Source organism: Flavobacterium tructae, from assembly GCF_001853485.1.
Taxonomy (GTDB): Bacteria; Bacteroidota; Bacteroidia; order Flavobacteriales; family Flavobacteriaceae; genus Flavobacterium; species Flavobacterium tructae.
In genome coordinates this window covers 119,536-139,605 of record NZ_MIKE01000022.1, presented here as the reverse complement: position 1 = coordinate 139,605, position 20,070 = coordinate 119,536, and the positions used below count along the sequence as shown (strand labels likewise).

Genomic DNA, 20,070 nt, shown 5'->3' with positions numbered 1-20,070 from the left:
ATGTTATTGTTCTATGCAATCAGAGCTGTCTACAACGATCACTTTATGAGCACCGTCTGTTGTTATTTTTATAGTATGAGGACTTGTAAAGGCATGTTTTTGTGCTAATGGCTCACCGTCTAATAAATAATAGTAGGACTTTGACCCTCCGGAAGCTGTTATACGAATCCCTTTTTCGTCGGTACTACAGACTGGCTGTACTGCTGTTGCTGTAAAAGTTAAGGGGGTACTTTGTTTGATTTCGAACTTCGTTACTGGTGACAAAGTAGACGGGGTATTGCTTCCAAACTGTGTCTGATACTTAAATTCATACACACCAACGGGTATATTTTTCCACTTGTAACTAAGTGCAGAAATTTTTTCTACGTCAGGATCATTTGAGGTTGCATCAGTAATAAAAGTACTACCTACAGGATTGCGATTGAAAAGGTATTTTTCACCCGGTTCCAGAGGTCTGCTAAAAGTAAAGGTTACACCGCCATTGCTGTAACTGCAAGTGGTATAGTTCGGATCTGACGTATTGCCTAATCTTGGAGAACAGGGTATGATATTATAGGTTACGATTTTAGCAAATTGTTGTTGATATCCGGCTCTAAATCGTACATCGCCTGTACTTTTATAATTTGGTAAATCTTTTAATTGGAATGAAATGGACGCTTTTTCCTGAAATTGTGATGGAAATGGTGCCCAACCAGCACCATCAAATTGATACTGCCAATTCCAGCCATTTTTAAGGGTAATAATATCCTCTACACATTTTTGATTGGTTTCGGGATAAACAGGAATTGGTATGTTCATACTTAATACTTCAAAATCGCCAATACAACCTCCAAAAGCGTCTCTGCTAAAAGTAGCGATATTAAAAGGAGTAGAGTCTTTAATCTGACAATCGGTACCATTTTTGTTTCCGGCTGTTGCACTCCTGTAATCTATTTTGGAAGGGTTGTCTGTAACATAGAAAAAATCATATTCAATTTCAACTTCATCGCTGGTACTGCTACTTTTAAATATCGATTTGTTCCCCAACGTGAGGCTTAAGCTACCGGCATGACTGCCGTCCCATCCACGAGAAGGTGATAAAGTAGAAATTACAAGAATTCCATAGTCCGTTTGCCCATGAACAAACAGGTTTCCTAGAAAAAAAGTAAATAAAAGTAGTTTTTTCGTCATAGTGTTATTTTTCAATACAATTAAAGCTGTCTACCACTATTACTTTATGCTCTCCATCCGTTGTAATATTGATGATGTCAGGGTTTTTAGTAAGCTCTTTTTTGGGCTCATTATCGAGAATGTAGAAGTAAGGGGGCATTCCTCCACTTACTGAAATGCTAATACCACCTTTATCACTACTACACGCTGGCTGTATGTCCGTTGCTGTAAAAGTTAAGGCTTTACTTGGCGTGATTTCGAACTTCGATACTGGTGACAAAGTAGACGGGGTATTGTTCCCAAACTGTGTCTGGTACTTAAATTCATATACACCTGCGGGTATATTTTTCCATTTGTAACTAAGTGCAGAAATTTTTTCTACATCAGGATCATTTGAAGTTGCATCAGTAATAAATGTACTGCCTACAGGATTGCGATTGAAAAGGTATTTTTCACCCGGTTCCAGAGGTCTGCTAAAAGTAAAGGTTACACCGCCATTGCTGTAACTGCAAGTGGTAAAATTAGGATCTGACGTAGTGTCTAATTTTGGAGAGCAGGGTATGATTGGATAGATGGCAATATCCGACTCATAGGTTTCAATTTTAGAAGTATTTAGATTTTCGTATTCAACAACAAATTTAACAAACAGGTTCCCTGTGTAATCTTTCAAATCAGGAACATCATTGAAATTAAAGTTTATCCCATTTTCGTTATATTGTGTACCATAGGTAAAATACTTCCATTGGGTGTCGGTATTTTTCTTGTACTGCCATGAATAACCGGCACCTGACAATCGAATCTGTTTTTGTACAGTAAAATTGCCACAGTTGCCAATTGAGCCACTTGGTTTCGGCAGATCTAAAAGCAGGAAGTTGGTTCGGCCGTGACAAGCTCCCATAGATACACTTTTTGGTGCAACTAAATTCGCTTCATCTTTTTGATTGCATTCTGGTCCTCCCAGTTGGGTTGGTTTAACAACATAAGAACCGTTGATTACAATTTTAAGAGGGTATTTCGTTTCATCATACTGTACTAAATCATAGTAAACCTTAACATCATCGTCGTTATTATTCAGGTTATAGGCTTTACCAAAAGCCGAAGATCCGTTAGTGGTGATGTTTACACTATACGTATTGGATTTCAGGTCAGGACCATATCTTGTTAACTGAGTTTCAATTAATATTTTACCCGTTTGACCATAAATGAGCTGAGTCGCAAAAAAAGCGACTAAAATCATAAGGTAAGTGGTTTTGTGTAAAATATTCATTATTGAATGTTTAGAATAGAATTTATCAAAGTTATTTTTCCATGCAGTCAAAACGGTCCAGGACAATCACTTTATGATCACCATCGGTTGTAATATCTATGATGTCAGGATTTTTGACCAGCTCTTTTTTGGTCTCATTATCGAGAATATAATAGTAAGGAGGTGTTCCGCCACTTACTGAAATTTCAATGCCACCTTTATCCGTACTGCATTGAGGCTGTATGGCGGTTGCTTTAAAAGTTAAGGCCACTGCATTTTCTATTTTGAATACCGGAGTTTCTACCGGACTTGATCCAATTGTGGCATTAGGATCTGAAGCATTTTGTGTTTGGTACTTTATCGTATAAGAACCCGGAGCAATTCCTTCCCAGGTATAAGCTCTGTTCTTAACATCTGTATCTTTTGCAAACTTGTGACTTCTATAGGCACCGTTTTGATATAAAGTAAGAAGTAATTTTTGTCCTGTTGGAATGTCTGATAAAAAATTTAAAGTGACACTGCCGGTGGGTTCATCAAAACATTTAACCTGAGCGGTTACCGGCGCACCATTGAGTTTAGGAGAGCAGGGAATAAATTTGTACGTTAAAATATCAGAATAATCATTTGCACCACCACTTCCGGTTCTGGTGTATCTCGCCCTCAATTGAAAGTTTTGATTCAATTGCAGATTAGGGATGGATGTAAACGTTATTGGTATGTTTTGTGCCGATCTTGAGGCATAAGGAAGAAGCTCTTTCCAGCCTGCCGTGTTTGGATCATAATATTCAACAGCAAAAGTCATAAAGCCACTTTCACCAACTACGGCTACCGTAAAATTGAAAGTTTCACATTGTTTCAGCTCTGAATTTGAAACATTGTAATTGTTTGCTTCCACAAGGGTTTGCAGATAGAAGAATTCAAACTGGGTATTGTGTGTAACCGTAACGTTATCAAAATTATAAGCAAAGTTAGATTGCCAGTAACCGGAATACGGACCTGTCATAAATGGTGCATGTTTCTGAAAGAATCCCGAAGATACGTTATCAACTGCTCCACTAAGACGCAATGGGGTATTGGAAACTACGACACCATCCATCGGACTAGCACCTGAATTTTTTAAAACATACGAAAATGAACTGCTTGAGCCCGTCGAACTTGCATTGGCATAAGTTCCGTTGAAGGGATATGTATCACCAGTGTTCAAGTAAAAGTAAACGTTTCGGCTGGTGCTTGGTGATTTTCTTAAGTCCCACTTCACTTTATACTTGTACGTTGTCTGGCCGTTGAGTAACTGCATACCAAAAACAGTCAAAAACAGGCAGGCTATTTTTAAGGTTTGGAATATGTTTTTGTATGTCATAAATGGTTTCATGTCCTTAGAACTTTACAGTGAAAAAATCCATTTTAGAGGTTCTTCCATCTTTAAATGTTGCTCTGATACCGTATTGGTATGTCGTATTAATGGTAATGGTAGGATCTGGTAAAAAGCGTGTTTTTCCAGGAACAATCTGAATCAGTTGCAATGGATCTTTATCTGAAGCTTTGTAGATTTCGAAGCCATCAACTTCATTGTTCGCGTAATCCCAGGACAAATCAATAGTATTGGAAGTTTTATTAGGCTGAGCGAAAAAACCTTTCACAGCAGGCATTACAGAATACTTTGGAACAAATAAAGTTAGTCCCGGTGAAGGATTAGAAACTAAATTACTCTCATCTTTGGCAAAAATGGCATAACGGTAAGTGTTACCTTCAACCGCCGTTTTGTCCTGAAATTTTTCTTCCTTATTCTTTGTTTCTAAAATCAGCGTCCAGTCTTTTTGATCATTTTCTTTTCGGTACAACTGGTGTACGGCCACATCCTCACTCTGGCTGTTTACCCATTCTAGAAAAACAGCTCCTTCTTTGATTTTGAAGCTGGTAAAAACAGGTGAGGTGGGAGGGATTACATCTGGTTTTTTAATAATTAAAACATCTGAGAAATCAGACATATTGTAATGATAATCTACAGCAATAACTTTGTAATAAACCTTACTGTTCAAACTTTTAACAAGCACTTTGTCCTGATAAGAGTTGGGTTCGCTAGGACTTACTGTCAGCTGTGTAAGTTCTTCTTCAGTGGTATTTCCTCTGTAAATACGATAACCAAGAAGATCTTTCTCTTTGTTAGGATCCCATGTTAATTTCACCACACCTAAACTGTCTATAACTCCTTTTAAACCGATTGGTTTAGAAGGGGGTATTGAGTCTACCGGCTGTACAAGCATAGGAAATGAAGTTCTGTTGCTGCCTTGTTTTCCAAGGGCCGTAATCGTAAAATAATTCGTCGATAAGAGTTTGTTGTACGTCACCGTACGACTCTTGGCAGGAATGTTTTTTATTACCGTTTTGTAGCCATCATCATCCTTATCAGATCGGTTTAATTCAAATCCTGTGATTTCATTATCACCTTCTGCCGGAAATTCCCAAGTCAACGTAACGGTGTTTTCATCTTTAAATTCTTTAACAGTAAGATGAGGAACATATTTCAGGATCGCAGTTCCTTTTCCTGTTATAACTTGTGAATAGGGGCCTAATTCACCAAAAGGTGAAATTCCCTGAATTCTGTAGCTGTACGGTTTATTGTTCGCAATAGAATCGACATAGAAAATTTGACTGTTACTGGTGTTTTCCTGATTTAAACTGGTGTAAGGTTTATCTGTGATTCTTTCGAATGTTTTTTTGTCGGTTGAACGTTCTACAAAATAATTGGCATAGGTATGCGAAAGTATTTTAAAATTCCAGCTTAACATGGTGCTGCTGTCTGTAAAATGAGCCGTAAAATCCATTGGTTTTGGAAGAGGTTGATAATCCTCTAATCCAACGAAAATTCCACCATAAGAAATTGTAGCCTCTTTTTCAGGTACGTTTGAGATTATCCTGTAGGCATATTTTTCGTTAGGTTTAACTGTTTTATCTTCAATTCCCAGACCTGCTTTTTTCGCAATTTCGTAATCCCTGTCGGCGGTTAGCAGAGCAAACGTAAACCTTTGCTCGTTCTCTTCTGACAGGTTTACGATATTTTCTAATTTATCTGTACCGGTAACCGAGAAATTTTCTCCATAAATAGCTTGTGCTACAATGGCAGCATTGTCGTTCTTTTCGATTAGTTTTTCCCATGTTTCCAGCGGTTCCGGTTTCAAAGCATTAATTAGAACTACTTTTTCAGGGGTTGGCAAAGTTTTATTGTTACGGGTAACGGTATAACGTTCTACAGTATATCCATAAGTATTTAGTTTTTTCCAGGCCATCGCATTGCTGACGGCCCATCTTAACAAAATTCTGTCTTTTTGCACTCTGGCTATAACTTGTATTTCTGATTTTATTTCGTTTGGATTCGCTTCTCCCGTACCATTTTTCTCTTGTGCATAGTTAGTACCGGTTATTATAAAAGTAAGGAGAATTAAAAATTTAAGCTTCATGCTAATTTGTTTTATTGAATGTAAAAATTGAACTGGTACCAGCTTGTCCACCAGGAAGTATATAATTTAATTTGACATTGTAAGTGCCATCTTTTATCATTGGAAATCTTCCTGTTATGATGTAATTATACTTATCGATCATAGCCCTATTCTGACTGTTCAAATATTTATTAACTACTTTATACTGAATTTTGATAAAATCGTCCTTATAGTAAAAAGGTTGGTTGTAGCGATACGGCAGCCTGTCTCTTAAATAAGAACTTTTTGGATTATTTATTAAATCTGACAGGTAAGAAGTGATTATTTCCACCCCTCTAACCGGAGGATTTCCTAAAAGGCTCGTATTTCTGTTTAAAGTTAAATCGGCTTCTAAAGGATATCCCTGATAAATCAATGGATATATATCATTCTTAAAATAGCTGTCGTCTAATAAAGCCTCAACACTTACCAATGGAACGTTCATTGATTGTGGTGTTCCGGCGATTTCGATTTCATCAAAAGCTTCAGTTGCGGTGTTTTCGGCATGCAATGCATGAATATCGGCTTCGATAATTTCGATGTGCGTTTTACGTGCTTTCTTAGCAGTCATTTTCTCCTGAAAAGTATTGTATTGACTGGTATTGAAATTGTATTGCAGCAATTCGACACCCTGACCACCTGTTAATGTTTCTGCCAGTTTATTACTTTTAACTTCTACATTGGCATTGGTACCAAGATCCTGCTTGTCAAAACTTTCATTAAGGTTGGCATTAGCGTCTTTTGTAGTTTCCAGTGTCATTAAGGATAAACTGTATGGTTTTAGGTTTTCTAAAGCGGGTAAACTAACGATTACCTTTTTTGAATCAGCTTTGTAACCTATAGTACCATTTGTCGTTTTACTTCCGGTTTTATAGGTTGCTTTTTGTGATTGTCCCGGTTTCAGATCAAACAAATATGCCTGTCCAATTTTTAGCACAACATACGCTTCTTTACTCTCGTTTTGATACACATATTTTTGATCAAAAACAGGGTAGCTATAAGCAATATTGCTTACCGGAATGTTATTTGGTGCCACACCTGTCGTGAAAGTTCTGGTTTCTGTTTCCATTGCCACCTGACCCTGGTCCATAATGGTTTTCCATGCACCATTTGCATATTCCTGAAAACTTACTTTTACCGTTAAGGTTAATTCTGATTTTTCAGGTAATATTTCAAATGAATTAAAACTTACTAAATCATTTGTTTTGTTCCAGCTTAAGTTACCAACGACTGGAACTCCGCCTTTCTTGACGGTATATTCTTCGAGTTTGAGGCGATAGGTTTTAACCCCGTCATCTCCTTCAATATTAAAGTTTTTATCGACAGGCATATTAAATCCAACCTGAGGTACGGTAAAGACATCTACATCTTTCGCTCCCTGAGCAGGAGTGATATCGGCAATAGATTTTAAACCTTCTAACGGATTTGCAGATATGAATTCGCACTGTTCTCCAAATTCAAGTTTAAAACGGAAACTACCTCTTACGGCACCACCAAGAAGGCTGAATTCACCAGCCATATAGCCTCGAATCCATACCGGATTTGGCAGTTTGGCCTGTAATAAAACAGCACCTCCACCTTTTATAATGGATATTTTCTTTCGTATAAAAAACAGTTTAATATTAATTCCAAGTTCCCCTTGCATATAGGCATACGACTGACCATTAGCGTACCAACCGTTTATACCAATTTGTCCTGAGCCCTTACATTGTGCTTCTCCATAATCTTTAACCATAATATCAAATCCAAATCCAGCTTGGAAATTGGCGTAGAACATTAAGAAACTCAAGTTTCCGGTTTTAATGCTAAAATCAGAACCAAAGGCAAATCCTTTTCCTGAAGCAATGCTGTTTTCGTCACGCATATAATTCAGTTTAGCAACATCAACTCTTAAAAGTTTTGCAACAATATCGGGTGGAGGAGGACTGCCCGGAATATCATCTCCAAGCATAAAATAACCACCGGCTTCAACTTCGACAGATCCAATAGCCAGTTTTATACCCAAGCGATCCGTAGGAGTACCCGCACGGATGTACCATTTGTCCGGACCAAAGTGTAAAACGGCCCAACCCGCTCTGTTACCGGAAGCACGGCCCTGTATAAAACCACCCGGAGTATCAATATATAAATCGAAGGTACCGTGTAATGTTTTGGCTCTAAAATCGTATTCGATTGCAGCAAAGGCATTGATCCCCATACTGTTTTTTACATCATTTGGATAAAGTTGTTCTGCTGCGGCCGATAAATTGCTTGTTTTTAATGCTTCAGTTGCGATCGTACCCATTAACGATTCATTTTCGGTAACCGTCTGTAAGGCTTTTGTTAGTTCATCAGCCCCTGGAATTTCAAATGGCTGCATGATGTGCCCTTCTCCATAAATACTGATTCTATTAAGACCGCCATGTTTATTAAAAGCAATTTCGAAACCGGCACCTCCCCAAAAAGCATTTGCTGTTGCAGTACCCGCAAACTTAATCATTGCCTTAACTCCCAATCCTGAATCTGCGTCAGGTACATAATTTGATTTCGATGCTACAAAAGAAGAACTAAAGCCGTCTTTTTTCATTTGATAATAAGCACCACCACCAAAACCTTTAAAAGTAATGGCTCCGGCAGGAATATTTAAGTTGTCTACCATGGCATCTACATACCAATATCTAAAAGTAGTAGATCCAAAAATAGCATTGGCTTCTACTTTGATACCTCCTGTAAAATCGGCCGATACGCTTCCTTTGAAACCATTTCCATAAACAGGATCATTATCCATTATGGCAATGCTTCCTTTAAATTTTACACCACCTAAGTCTGCGGCAACTTTTATTTCCTCAAACTTAATGCGTTCGTATTTCCATTTTTGAATTCCCTTTTCTCTGTCGAACGACCCAATCACATAAAATTTAGTTTGACCGTTAAACTGATTTTTCATGATGTTAATGGCAACATCAACTTTCAGACTGGCAGATACATCTGTAGCGACGAGAGAAATTTCGTTAATGGTAACAGGAAAATTACTTACTGCGGCATCTTTTTCCTGAATGTGTTTGTAACCAAAATAATCTGCCGTTAGATAAGGCACAACAGTTTGTAAGGTTAAATTCTGGAAAATGATTCCTTTAAAATTAATAGCTTCCTTTTTCTCTCCATCAGCATTAGTGGTTTCAGAAGATTTAATGGGTGAGTTAGCAAGTTCAGCCGCAGTAGTATTTTTATTGCTGCCTTTTAATGCTAAACTTCCGTAAAGAACCGCTTTTGGTAAAAACTTCCCGTCTTTTACCTTTAGTTCCAAATAAGAGTTTTTTTCTAAAGAAGCGGTCGCTTTAAAAGCCTGAAAGCAAATATTGTTGGTTACATCAGCTTTAAGAATGTATTCGTTGTCGACAGGGTTGATGATGGCATTGTAAGCTAATCTTCCTCTCGATTTAGGATCACATTGCGTATTTTCTTCTGAAGAAACCGGTAAAACAATTTCACCATTGAAGGCGGCAGCTGTTAATGAGTTGGCCCTGAATTCCATCTCAATATGGTCTAATGAAAACTGCCATCCTGAAGCACTTCCTTCTTTAAGGCTAAAAACATTATCACCTATAAATTTTCCGGAAACCCCCATTCTGTCGATTAAGAGATTGGCGGCTTCAAATTTAACTCTCTTGTTTTCGTCTCTTTTATTGAATTGCTCCGGTAATACAACTTTTAGAGATTTGACATAAAAACCTCTCCATAAATTTTCGTTACCAGGCACCAGATAATCTTTTACATAATCTGCATCCGGCCATTCGATTTTATCAGAGTTTCTAATATCACTTAAATCAATTACAGCATTGTTTAACTCAAAAGCAGGGCCTTTGCCCTGATAAGAAGTCAACTGAAATTTGGGTAGTGATATCTCGATCAGAATATCATTCCAATTGGATACTATGGTCTGAAATGAACCTCGCACACGATTAGGAGCGGGGATAAGCTTGTAATCATCGTCGACAGGTTCGAGAAAGTTTCTTGAAAATTCAACATCCGCTGCAATTCCGAGTTCCTTAAAACCATTACAGTCAATTGTTACATAAGTCTTTTTTTGTACAACTCCTGTAGACATCTCCATACCTCCTTTTAAAATAAGTAAGGCATTTTGACCATTTATATTAATGGGAACATCTCCGAGTAAAACTAAATTCGTTGCCCCAACCAATCCGCCTTTATGAGAAAGCTTAATACCATTAGCACCAAAAAACAATTCTTTTGGTTTTCCAAGTGAATCATTTTGTGGGATCACGATTTTTACAAAAGCCGTCAGTTCCGTATATTCAGGAGTGAATTTGGCGCTGCTAATACCAAGCATGTATTGTATACCTCCAATGGTCTTTTTTATACCAAGAGGAAGCATAGATAATTTTTTAGGCTCTAATAAATCAGTAAGGTTATCGTTTTTGGCAATTTCCTTAAAAACAGACATGGCCAAATCACGATCTTTATTGGTCTCTTGTGAAACCGGAAAGTTCTTTTTTAAGAAGTCATTTGTGAATTCGCTTTTTGGAGTCTGGTAATAGCTAAGAGAATTGTTTAACAGACCAATTTCGTCTTTTGGAAGATTTTTAGAAATAAAAACCTTCTTTGAATTGGTAATGGTATCAGAAGTATTAGAAAAGCAGTTTATGCTAACTAAAAATAAAATAATACTTGCAATAAAAGGAAATAACTTAAGAGTAGTTTTTTTCAAGTCTTAGTAGGTTTGGTTGTGGTATTAGGCAATATATATTTCATGAGGGATTCAAACCGAAGTAGTTCTAATTCCTTAATCAGATATCGTTTTTAACAGGAAAGGAGAAGTTTATTGGTGCTATACTTTCTTTTCGGAGTATTAGGTTTTAGGTTGAAAGCCATAAAAAACAGAGGCTTATTTTCTTTATAGTCATTTTGTTAAGTTTGGTTTTGTTAAAATTTTGCCAAACATAAGCAATCTTTAAGAATATTCTTTACGGGTTTCCACATTAGGGCAAAAAAAAACTCCGGAGAAATCCGGAGTTTTTTGTATGGTGTTGAAATATAAGTTTTTACTCTTCTTTCATGGTGTGATAAACGTTCATTACGTCGTCATCTTCTTCGATTTTTTCGATTAGTTTTTCAACGTCTGCGATTTGAGCTTCCGTAAGTTCTTTTGTAATTTGAGGGATACGTTCAAATCCTGAAGATAAGATCTCCAAACCTCTGTTTTCCAGTTCTTTTTGTAAAGCTCCGAAGCTTCCAAAAGGGGCGTAGATTAAAATTCCGTCTTCGTCTTCAAAAACTTCCTCGGCACCAAAATCAATTAGTTCTAACTCTAATTCTTCAGCATCAATTTCACCTTTTGTAATTCTGAAATTACAAGTATGATCAAACATAAACTCAACAGAACCCTGTGTTCCCATTGTTCCGTTACATTTGTTAAAATAGCTTCTGATGTTGGCTACCGTTCTGTTATTATTGTCAGATGCTGTTTCAATTAAAATAGCAATTCCGTGTGGAGCATATCCTTCAAACAGAATCTCTTTATAGTTGGCAGTATCTTTATTGCTTGCATTTTTTATCGCACGCTCGACATTGTCCTTAGGCATGTTAGCGGCTTTTGCATTTTGTATTACAGCTCTTAATCTAGAATTGGCCTCCGGGTTGGGACCACCTTCTTTAACGGCCATAACGATATCTTTACCAATTCGGGTAAATGTTTTAGCCATTGCTGACCAACGTTTCATTTTTCTTCCTTTTCTAAATTCGAACGCTCTTCCCATTTCTAATTTTTAGTTTTGTGTGGCAAAAATACGGTTATTCCTTATTTTTCCAAAATCAATTGTATTCTTTTTTTAGTGATTGTTAGGAGTTAGAAGTTAAAAGTGAATGCTGTAAACTGAATACTGAGTACCGAAAACTATTTCCACGCATTAAACTCATTAATAACATTTACGGCTTCATTTAGATAGGGATTCGTTTTTAGATTGTCAATCTGGTATTGGTTGATTGTTTTGTCATTAGGGTATACACCCAGCAGAAACTGATTTACCGTAGAATTATACACATCCAGAGGGTTGTTTTCATCGTTAAAAGTATTGATTTCGGTCCAAAGTGAGTTCACTACTTTTTTCTGTTTGAAGACAGCGTCTATAGTCATCGGTATTTCGGCTTTTGGAGTATTGATAAGTTTATCAATTTTTTGATTGATTTCTTTTATGTTATTGAAAAAGTAATTGTCTGCCAATCTTGTTGTACTATTTTGAGCTAATTTGTCGATTAGGGCTCTTTTTACATAAGGCTTAAATTTTAAAGACGGTGTGATACTATCATTTTTAATGGCGGTAGGAAAATTGCTTTCTCGTTGATAAACATTTTCATAGAATTCAGGAAGAATTACATCCGGTTTTACTCCGATATATTGATGACTTTTACCTGTAACTCTGTAAAATTTGTTAATTGTAATTTTTAAAAAATCAGTGTTTTTAGTTTCGTCAAGCGAAAGAATGGTTTGCATGGTCGCTTTCCCAAGCGTAGTACTTCCTAATAATAAAGCACGGTTATAATCCTGTAATATAGAGGAAAAGAATTCACTTGCCGAGGCAGTATTGCTATTGACCAGAATGACTATCGGGCCTTTATAAATCAAACCTTTATAAGGATCATTGATAATCGATTTTCCCTGATTACGATCTACAACTATAGAAAGTGGTCCATAGTCAATAAACATTCCGGCTAGTTTTATTGCTTCTTCCATCGATCCGCCGCCATTGTCAATCAAATCAATTACGAGTCCTTTTATATTGTCTCTTTCCAGTTTTATAACTTCGCGAGCCACATCATCAGCACAGCCTTTACGACTATTGCCTTCTAAGTCAGCGTAAAAACTTGGAATTTTGATGTACCCAATTTTACTTTCCTTTCCAACAATAAAGCTAAAAACAGAATTCTCTTCGTCTTTCATCACCTTTTTTTCGATATAAACGTCAAAGCTTTTACCCGAGTTTCGTTTTAAAGTTAGTGTGATGCTTTTGTTAGATTCCGATAAAATCAAAGTGGAGATAGATTCCAGCGAAGCACAGGAAACCTGCAAAGTTTCTTTTTGGTTGGATATTGAAATGATCTGATCGCCTTTTTTGATCTGACCTGTTTGATAAGCGGGTCCATTAGGATCAACTTCGGCTACAATGATTTCATTCTTTTCATTTAAATTGACAGTCATTCCTAAAGATAAATGTTCTTTAGAGAGTGATGCCACAAAGCTCGTTTTAGAATCGTCACTAAAATAGGCAGAATGCGGATCAAAGTAGGTACAAAAGAAATTGTAGAACTTTTCTTCCTGTCTGACATTTGTCTCTAAAAGTGTATTGATTCGGCATATTTCATTGGATAAAATTAGTTTCTTTGATTTGGACTCTATCGACTGAAAATTGACTTTAATTGAATCTAAATTGTCACTTAGTTCGGCTATCTCATCCAAAATCTGGTAGCGGATTTTTTTAAGCCATACTTTTTCAAGGTTTTCTTTTTTAAGGTAAAAAGGAAATGATTTTTTATAAAACCGGATCGTATCTGTTTTGCTGTAATCGATAGGTGCGGTTTGAATTTTTTCAAGAACCTTTTTTGTTCTCAAAAGACTTTCTTTGTATTTGGAAGTAATATCAGCTAAAAAACTGCAATCATTACTAAGAATAAAATCGTCCAGGTTTTTGCGGTATTTCTCTGCCATTTCATCGTACTCCGTTTTAAAAAAAATATTTCGGGAAGGATCTAATTCGTTGATCAGATTATCAAAAACAAAAATCGACAAGCTATCATCAACGGGTTTTGGTCGGATGTGATCTTCCTGAATAATGGCATTTATTTTGTTGACTATTTCGCAAGTGGAATCGCCACTTTGACTAAATAGAATATTTGTGGTTAGAATCAACGCCAGTGCTATTTTTTTCATAAATCGGAATCTTCGTTCAGACTAAAATTACGTTTATTTTTTCATAAAAGGATATACTTTTCTAAAAATTCTTACATTCAGATAAATTTTATTCTGCAAAGTTTCCGCCACGAATTCACAAATTTGGAAGCCTTTTTTATTTACAATCATTTGTGAATTTGTGGCAGAAAAAAAACTATAAAAAAAATGCATCACTTGTTAAGCAATGCATTTTTAGAATATTTAGGATAAAATATTATTTCTTATAAAAAGGTAATTTAACCACTTTTGCAGCTACATCATTTTTTCTGATTCTGATAAAGATATCGCTGTCAACAGTACTGTTGTTTACCGTAACATATCCTAATCCAATACCTTTGTTCATAGAAGGAGACATAGTTCCCGAAGTTACTACACCAATCACAGCACCTGAAGCATCTACAATCTCGTAGTCATGTCTTGGTACCGCACGCTCCTGCATTTCGAAAGCAATTAATTTACGGGTAACACCTTCTTCTTTTTGTTTTTTCAGATTTTCAGAATTGGTAAAATCTTTAGTAAACTTAGTGATCCAGCCTAATCCTGCCTCTAAAGGTGAAGTAGCATCGTTAATATCATTTCCGTACAAACAGAATCCCATTTCAAGACGTAATGTATCACGAGCAGCTAATCCGATAGGTTTAATTCCGAAAGCAGCACCCGCTTCGAAAACTTTATTCCAGATAGCTTCAGCATCGGCATTTTTACAGTAAATTTCAAATCCGCCAGAACCGGTATAACCAGTTGCAGAAATAATTACATCGTTGAATCCTGCAAAGTCAGCTACTTCAAAATGATAATATGTAATAGCTCCTAAGTCGATAGAAGATAAAGACTGCATAGCTTCAACCGCTTTTGGTCCCTGAATGGCCAATAAAGAATAATCATCAGAAATGTTTTTCATTTCAACACCCAAATCATTGTGCGAAGAAATCCAGTTCCAGTCTTTTTCGATATTTGAAGCATTTACAACCAGTAAATACTCTTCTTCTTTCATTTTATATACAATCAAATCATCTACAATTCCACCTTCGTTGTTTGGCAGACAAGAATATTGTGCTCTTCCGATCGTTAAAGTCGAAGCATCATTTGAAGTTACTTTTTGAATCAAAGCCAAAGCATTTGGACCTGTCAACAAAAATTCTCCCATATGCGAAACGTCAAAAACGCCCACACTGTTGCGAACTGTTTCGTGTTCAGCATTTACGCCCTCATAGGTAATAGGCATATTGTATCCGGCAAAAGGTAGCATTTTCGCTCCCAAACTCTCATGTATGTGCGTAAGCGCAGTATTTTTCATTGTGTTGTTTTATAAAATTGTGTCGCAAATTTATTTAAAAAATATCGAAGATTTATATACTAAATTATTAAAATTCGCAATATTCTTGCCCGATTTATGCATACGAAGCAATATCCCGCAGTTTCAATAGTTTTTTTGCGTTTTGTTTTTCTAAGGAATGAAAGAAAGATACTAGCGACAACAGAATCTGACTTTAGGATCTTACAAAGTGCCTACATCTTTAATTTTTTATGTAACTTTAAGTAATAAAATCTGTCCGATGAAAGATCCATTTCTAATTACAAAAGAAGAGGTTTTAAAATTTCTCAAACCGGTAAATCCTATAACTCATAAGGGACTTCAGGGGCATGCGGTTATCATTGCCGGAAGTTACGGAAAAGTAGGAGCGGCAGTTTTAGCATCAAAATCCTGTTTAAAATCAGGTTGCGGACTAGTAACGGTTTTTGTACCCAAATGCGGCTATCAAATTCTGCAGATCTCGATTCCGGAAGTGATGGTAATAACTGATGAAAACACTAATTTCCTGACCAGCATTCATCTTCCGTTAGTACCTCAGGCCATCGGAATTGGACCCGGAATAGGAGTGGAGCTGGGTACTCAAAAAGCGCTTTTTGAGTTTTTAAGAGTAAACAAATCTCCTTTAGTATTGGATGCTGATGCCCTGAATATTCTGGCAGAAAATTTAACCTGGCTCGAATTAGTTCCTGAAAATACTATTCTGACACCACATCCGAAAGAACTCGAGCGTTTAATAGGTAAGTGGAATTCAGAATCGGAAAAGTTTCAAAAAACGATTGCTTTTTCAGAAAAGTACAAAGTAATTATGGTCATGAAAGGCGCACCAACCTACATCATCATTAAGACTGAGATTTACGAAAACACCACGGGAAATGCAGCTTTAGCCACTGCCGGAAGCGGAGACACCCTCACCGGAATCATTACAGGCTTACTGGCTCAGGGCTACGAACCTAAATACGCAGCAAAACTAGGCGTTTTCCTCCACGGACTTACAGCCGATATTGCGTTGCCAAAAACAGGTTATGAATCTTTTACAGCTTCTACTATTATTAAGTATTTGGGAAAAGCTTTTTTGAGTTTGGTTTAATTTAACCGCAAAGTTCGCAAAGTTTTACGCAGAGTTCGCAAAGTTTTACGCAAAGCCTTGAGAACCTTTAGGTTATGCAAAAAAAAAACTAAATGATAAAACCCTCGCGAACTTTGCGGTAAAAAAACTAAGCAAGCCTAAGTAGGTCTAAGTAAGTCTAAGTAAGTGTCCTTCGACTTCGCTCAGGATACCAAAACTGAGAATAAAGCTGCTTGATCTGCACGAACGAGAAAAAATCTAAAATTTGGTCTGCATAATCTAAAATCAAAAAACGTAAGTTTGTAATCTCAAAGATTAGAAACTTAGTAGCTCAGTTTCTTAGCATCTTTGAATCTAGAAAAAAATGAAAAACAACTTCGATCTCAGAACAGTAAACGTCATGCGTTATATAACGCCATTGCGCGAGGGAGGTTCTTTACCTGCTTTGGCAGAAGCCGATGACGATTTTAAATACGTCTTAAAATTTAGAGGAGCCGGTCACGGTGTAAAAGCTTTGATTGCCGAATTGGTGGGTGGACAAATTGCAAAAGCCTTAAAATTACAGCTTCCGGAATTAGTTTTCGCCAATCTTGACGAAGCGTTTGGAAGAACCGAAGCTGATGAAGAAATTCAGGATTTACTGCAGGGAAGTCAGGGATTAAATCTGGCACTCCATTTTTTATCGGGAGCCATTACATTCGATCCTGTTGTGACCACCGTTGATGCTAAGCTGGCTTCACAAATTGTTTGGCTGGATGCTTATATTACCAATGTCGATCGTACTTTCAAAAATACAAATATGCTAATTTGGCATAAAGAATTATGGCTGATTGATCACGGAGCGTGCTTGTATTTTCATCATTCCTGGAACAATTGGGAACAGCATGCCAAAAGTCCGTTTGCATTAATTAAAGATCATGTTTTATTGCCGCAAGCTTCGCTTTTAAAGGAGGTAGATGCTGAATTTAAAGCACTTTTATCGCACGAAATATTAGAAGAGATTGTAAATACAATTCCACTGGAATGGCTGCAATGGGAAGATACCGAGGAAGAACCGGAAACCTTGCGAAATGTGTATTTGCAGTTTTTGCAGACCCGATTAAATCATTCAGAAATCTTTGTAAACCAGGCGCAAAATGCAAGATAATCACTTATATGAGTATGCCGTAATCCGCGTGGTGCCTAGAGTAGAGCGCGAAGAGTTTCTGAATATCGGAATCATTTTGTTTTGCAAAAAAAAGAAATTCATAAAAGTTCTTTTTCATCTGAATAAAGAAAGAATACAAGCTCTTTCTGCCGACTTTGACATCGAACAGTTAGAATGTAATTTAACGTCATTAGAAAAGATTGTTAATGGAGCAAAAGACGGCGGACCGATCGCTGAATTTGAGATTCCGGAACGTTTTAGATGGCTCACAGCCATTAGAAGTTCTGCAATACAAACGTCAAGACCTCATCCGGGCTTATGTCAGGACTTAGAAAAGACGATTCAGAGATTATTTGAAGAATTGGTGCTTTAGAGGAGGTTCAAAGTTGCAGAGGTTCAAAGGTTCAAAGTGGCAAAGTTTTTTTTAACCGCAAAGGACACAAAGAATTACGCAAAGTTCGCAAAGTTTTTAGGTAAAGCTTTGCGAACTTTTATATTTCATAAAATTCAAAACAGATTAAAATCATTGTAGTTTTTGCATCAAAACCTGAAACCTAAAACCTAAAACTTGAAACGTGAAACTTGAAACTTGAAACGTGAAACAAAATAACCTGAAACAAAAAAACCACGAACTACAAAACTGTAATCCATGGTTCCAAAATAAAACTAACTTGTATTTATTATTTGTAACTGATTAAAACGATCCGCAGATATTGCCGCCTAAAGTTGCTCCTGCATTGGCAGAGATATCAGCTTTAACAGCAGTTTTGTTCAGTTTTACGATCGAATAGGGTGGAGTAAAAGCAGTACCACTTCCGGCTTGATTTCCGGTTGTATTGGTGAAAACATTGTCTGTTGCTGTAACAGCAGTAAAACCGCTCATTAGATCGATAGGAGTTTTTACACCTTCAAAAACGTTGCTTTCTACATTTAGACTCGCTTCAAAACCTGCGGCAATACATTTATTACTTACCGTACTGTTAAAGAAGTTGTTTACCAGATGTACTTTTCCAAAACGCACTCTTGGCATTCTTTCTTTGCAGCCCGGAGCCCACCAGCAGCGAGCGAAAGTGATTCTTAATTTTCCACGATCGGCAGTTGCACCATCACTGGAACCAATTAAATTAGAATACCTGTGATCGTCAGAACCTCCGGGACCTCCGGCTTTAGGAGTTTTTAAATAACCGAATTTTGTATACGAAACCGTAACAAAATCTGATTTATTTTTGATGTCGAAGTTTCCGTCAACCCCATCTCTGAATTCACAATGGTCTACCCATACATTTTGACAATCATCTAAAATTGCATTGTCCCAGCCATCTGTGTCATAAGCACCCGGACCTTCAAAAATAAGATTTCTGATAATCAGATTCGTGCATCTTTTGATATTGATGATACCTGAACCGTCTTTCGTTTGGTTGGTCGAAACCAGTTTGGCACCGCTTGCACCGTAAATGGTTTTGCCACTTTGATCCTGTAGTGATAATCTTGTAGTAACCGTAATAGTACCGGTAACTTTAATCACTTTTACTGCACTGTTTTCAATAGCCGATTTCAGTTGTGTATAATTCGAAACTACTTCTTCTTGAGAGGAACCTCCACCGGTTGTTCCTCCATTTTGAGAAGCCCATCCCGGAACCTGGGCGCAGTTTCCAATTTTTGCCGTCAAATTGCCGGAAGTTGTTGTAGAGGTCTCGATAGTAGCATTTTCACTACTTTTCGGGGTAGCAATTTCTTCGGTATTACAGGCTGCAAAACCGAAAATCAATGTCAATAGAAACACTGAGATTGTTGATTTAAATTTCATAATAATTAAGTTTGGTTAAATAGTTAATAGTGCAAATCTGCTTATAATTAGCATGAAAAAAGTTGAACAAGTTCAATGTTTTGAAAATAATTTACTGTTAAATGTGTTTTCGGTAGCCGTTACATTACAAAAAAGTATATTTTTGTGTAATCGATTGCATTATTTTTCATTCATTCACCTGCTTACGCCCCTGAGTAAGAATAAAAAGTAAATACCATATGTACAAAGACCTACGATTAAGTATCGAGCGCAAGATTCCGTTAACAGATGAGGAATGGAATTTTGTAGTTGAAAAAGTAAAGTTTATTAAACTTAAGAAAAACGAATTTCTGCAGATTCAGGATTCAAAGAATTCTTATGAAGGCTTTATTTTGAAAGGTACTTTTAAAACCTATATTTTAAATGACAACGGAACCGAAAGTGTCATTTTTTTCTCTTTCGAAAATGAATGGATTTGTGATCTAGAAAGTTTCTATCATCAAAAGCCTACGACTTATAATATCAAAGCAATTGAAGAAAGTGAAATCCTGGTGATCAGTAAGAAAAACAAAGCACTTTTGTTCGAACAAGTCCCCAAGTTGATTCAATTTCATATTTTAATGGTTGAAAGGGCTAATATTGCCATTCAGCAAAGACTTATAGATCTCCTGAACAAAACTTCCAAGCAAAGGTATCTGGAGTTTATAAAGCGCTATTCGCATAAAGCAAATAAAATCAATAACCGGAATTTATCCTCTTATCTGGGAGTTTCTCACGAGTTTTTGTCAAAGATTAAAAGGAGCTGCTAAGGTTCTGAGGAGCTAAGGGGCTGAGTTTTTTTATTGGTATGCTTTGATAAATGGAAGAAAGATGCAAGAACAAAGAAGAGCTTAAACTCTGAGACTTTGTGCCTTTGCGAGCATATACTGTACCAGTTAAG

Annotated in this window: 13 protein-coding genes; 4 read left to right on the top strand and 9 right to left on the bottom strand. The window is 36.7% G+C overall.

Annotated elements, in window-relative coordinates; all coding sequences use genetic code 11:
* Positions 1-3: 3 nt before the first annotated feature.
* From BHE19_RS08370 to gcvT, 8 genes are all read right to left on the bottom strand, one after another.
* Positions 4-1,170, bottom strand: a complete 1,167-nt coding sequence (locus BHE19_RS08370; RefSeq protein ID WP_070906700.1) for a hypothetical protein — start codon at positions 1,168-1,170, stop codon at positions 4-6.
* A 4-nt stretch (positions 1,171-1,174) separates the two neighbouring features.
* On the bottom strand, positions 1,175-2,416 hold the full coding sequence (locus BHE19_RS08365) for a hypothetical protein (RefSeq protein ID WP_070906699.1): 1,242 nt from the start codon (positions 2,414-2,416) through the stop codon (positions 1,175-1,177).
* Positions 2,417-2,447: 31 nt separating this feature from the next.
* The gene (locus tag BHE19_RS08360) at positions 2,448-3,767 is read right to left on the bottom strand and encodes a hypothetical protein (RefSeq protein ID WP_123923481.1); all 1,320 of its coding nucleotides are present in this window, start codon (positions 3,765-3,767) and stop codon (positions 2,448-2,450) included.
* 4 nt (positions 3,768-3,771) lie between these two features.
* On the bottom strand, positions 3,772-5,853 hold the full coding sequence (locus BHE19_RS08355) for a fibronectin type III domain-containing protein (protein ID WP_070906697.1): 2,082 nt from the start codon (positions 5,851-5,853) through the stop codon (positions 3,772-3,774).
* A 1-nt stretch (position 5,854) separates the two neighbouring features.
* Positions 5,855-10,579: a hypothetical protein gene (locus BHE19_RS08350; protein ID WP_070906696.1), complete on the bottom strand. Its 4,725-nt coding sequence runs from the start codon at positions 10,577-10,579 to the stop codon at positions 5,855-5,857.
* A gap of 334 nt (positions 10,580-10,913) precedes the next feature.
* Complete coding sequence (locus BHE19_RS08345; protein WP_017498232.1) at positions 10,914-11,627, bottom strand: YebC/PmpR family DNA-binding transcriptional regulator; 714 nt, start codon at positions 11,625-11,627, stop codon at positions 10,914-10,916.
* Between the two features lie 137 nt (positions 11,628-11,764).
* On the bottom strand, positions 11,765-13,795 hold the full coding sequence (locus BHE19_RS08340; protein WP_070906695.1) for a S41 family peptidase: 2,031 nt from the start codon (positions 13,793-13,795) through the stop codon (positions 11,765-11,767).
* A gap of 235 nt (positions 13,796-14,030) precedes the next feature.
* A complete protein-coding gene (gcvT, locus tag BHE19_RS08335; RefSeq protein ID WP_070906694.1) occupies positions 14,031-15,113 on the bottom strand; it encodes a glycine cleavage system aminomethyltransferase GcvT in 1,083 nt (360 codons plus the stop codon).
* 259 nt (positions 15,114-15,372) lie between these two features.
* On the opposite strand from gcvT, the gene BHE19_RS08330 reads away from it, so the two are divergent.
* The 3 genes from BHE19_RS08330 to BHE19_RS08320 all read left to right on the top strand — a co-directional run bounded on the left by BHE19_RS08330 (position 15,373) and on the right by BHE19_RS08320 (position 17,717).
* Positions 15,373-16,218, top strand: coding sequence for an NAD(P)H-hydrate dehydratase (locus BHE19_RS08330; RefSeq protein WP_070906693.1), 846 nt, complete (start codon positions 15,373-15,375; stop codon positions 16,216-16,218).
* Positions 16,219-16,561: 343 nt separating this feature from the next.
* A complete protein-coding gene (locus BHE19_RS08325; protein WP_070906692.1) occupies positions 16,562-17,344 on the top strand; it encodes a HipA family kinase in 783 nt (260 codons plus the stop codon).
* A complete protein-coding gene (locus BHE19_RS08320) occupies positions 17,334-17,717 on the top strand; it encodes a DUF3037 domain-containing protein (RefSeq protein ID WP_017498237.1) in 384 nt (127 codons plus the stop codon). Before BHE19_RS08325 ends, BHE19_RS08320 begins: the two co-directional genes overlap by 11 nt.
* A 321-nt stretch (positions 17,718-18,038) precedes the next feature.
* On the opposite strand, the gene BHE19_RS08315 is transcribed toward BHE19_RS08320, so the two are convergent.
* Positions 18,039-19,151: a pectate lyase family protein gene (locus BHE19_RS08315; protein WP_070906691.1), complete on the bottom strand. Its 1,113-nt coding sequence runs from the start codon at positions 19,149-19,151 to the stop codon at positions 18,039-18,041.
* A gap of 218 nt (positions 19,152-19,369) precedes the next feature.
* Between BHE19_RS08315 and BHE19_RS08310 the strand changes: the two genes are divergently transcribed.
* The gene (locus BHE19_RS08310; protein WP_017498240.1) at positions 19,370-19,939 is read left to right on the top strand and encodes a Crp/Fnr family transcriptional regulator; all 570 of its coding nucleotides are present in this window, start codon (positions 19,370-19,372) and stop codon (positions 19,937-19,939) included.
* Positions 19,940-20,070 lie beyond the last annotated feature (131 nt).

Excerpts from the sequence above, each read along its gene's own strand:
- BHE19_RS08370 (WP_070906700.1), bottom strand. The coding sequence starts at position 1,170 with ATGACGAAAAAACTACTTTTATTTACTTTTTTTCTAGGAAACCTGTTT.
- BHE19_RS08365 (WP_070906699.1), bottom strand. The coding sequence starts at position 2,416 with ATGAATATTTTACACAAAACCACTTACCTTATGATTTTAGTCGCTTTT.
- BHE19_RS08360 (WP_123923481.1), bottom strand. The coding sequence starts at position 3,767 with ATGAAACCATTTATGACATACAAAAACATATTCCAAACCTTAAAAATA.
- BHE19_RS08355 (WP_070906697.1), bottom strand. The coding sequence starts at position 5,853 with ATGAAGCTTAAATTTTTAATTCTCCTTACTTTTATAATAACCGGTACT.
- BHE19_RS08345 (WP_017498232.1), bottom strand. The coding sequence starts at position 11,627 with ATGGGAAGAGCGTTCGAATTTAGAAAAGGAAGAAAAATGAAACGTTGG.
- BHE19_RS08340 (WP_070906695.1), bottom strand. The coding sequence starts at position 13,795 with ATGAAAAAAATAGCACTGGCGTTGATTCTAACCACAAATATTCTATTT.
- gcvT (WP_070906694.1), bottom strand. The coding sequence starts at position 15,113 with ATGAAAAATACTGCGCTTACGCACATACATGAGAGTTTGGGAGCGAAA.
- BHE19_RS08330 (WP_070906693.1), top strand. The coding sequence starts at position 15,373 with ATGAAAGATCCATTTCTAATTACAAAAGAAGAGGTTTTAAAATTTCTC.
- BHE19_RS08325 (WP_070906692.1), top strand. The coding sequence starts at position 16,562 with ATGAAAAACAACTTCGATCTCAGAACAGTAAACGTCATGCGTTATATA.
- BHE19_RS08320 (WP_017498237.1), top strand. The coding sequence starts at position 17,334 with ATGCAAGATAATCACTTATATGAGTATGCCGTAATCCGCGTGGTGCCT.
- BHE19_RS08315 (WP_070906691.1), bottom strand. The coding sequence starts at position 19,151 with ATGAAATTTAAATCAACAATCTCAGTGTTTCTATTGACATTGATTTTC.
- BHE19_RS08310 (WP_017498240.1), top strand. The coding sequence starts at position 19,370 with ATGTACAAAGACCTACGATTAAGTATCGAGCGCAAGATTCCGTTAACA.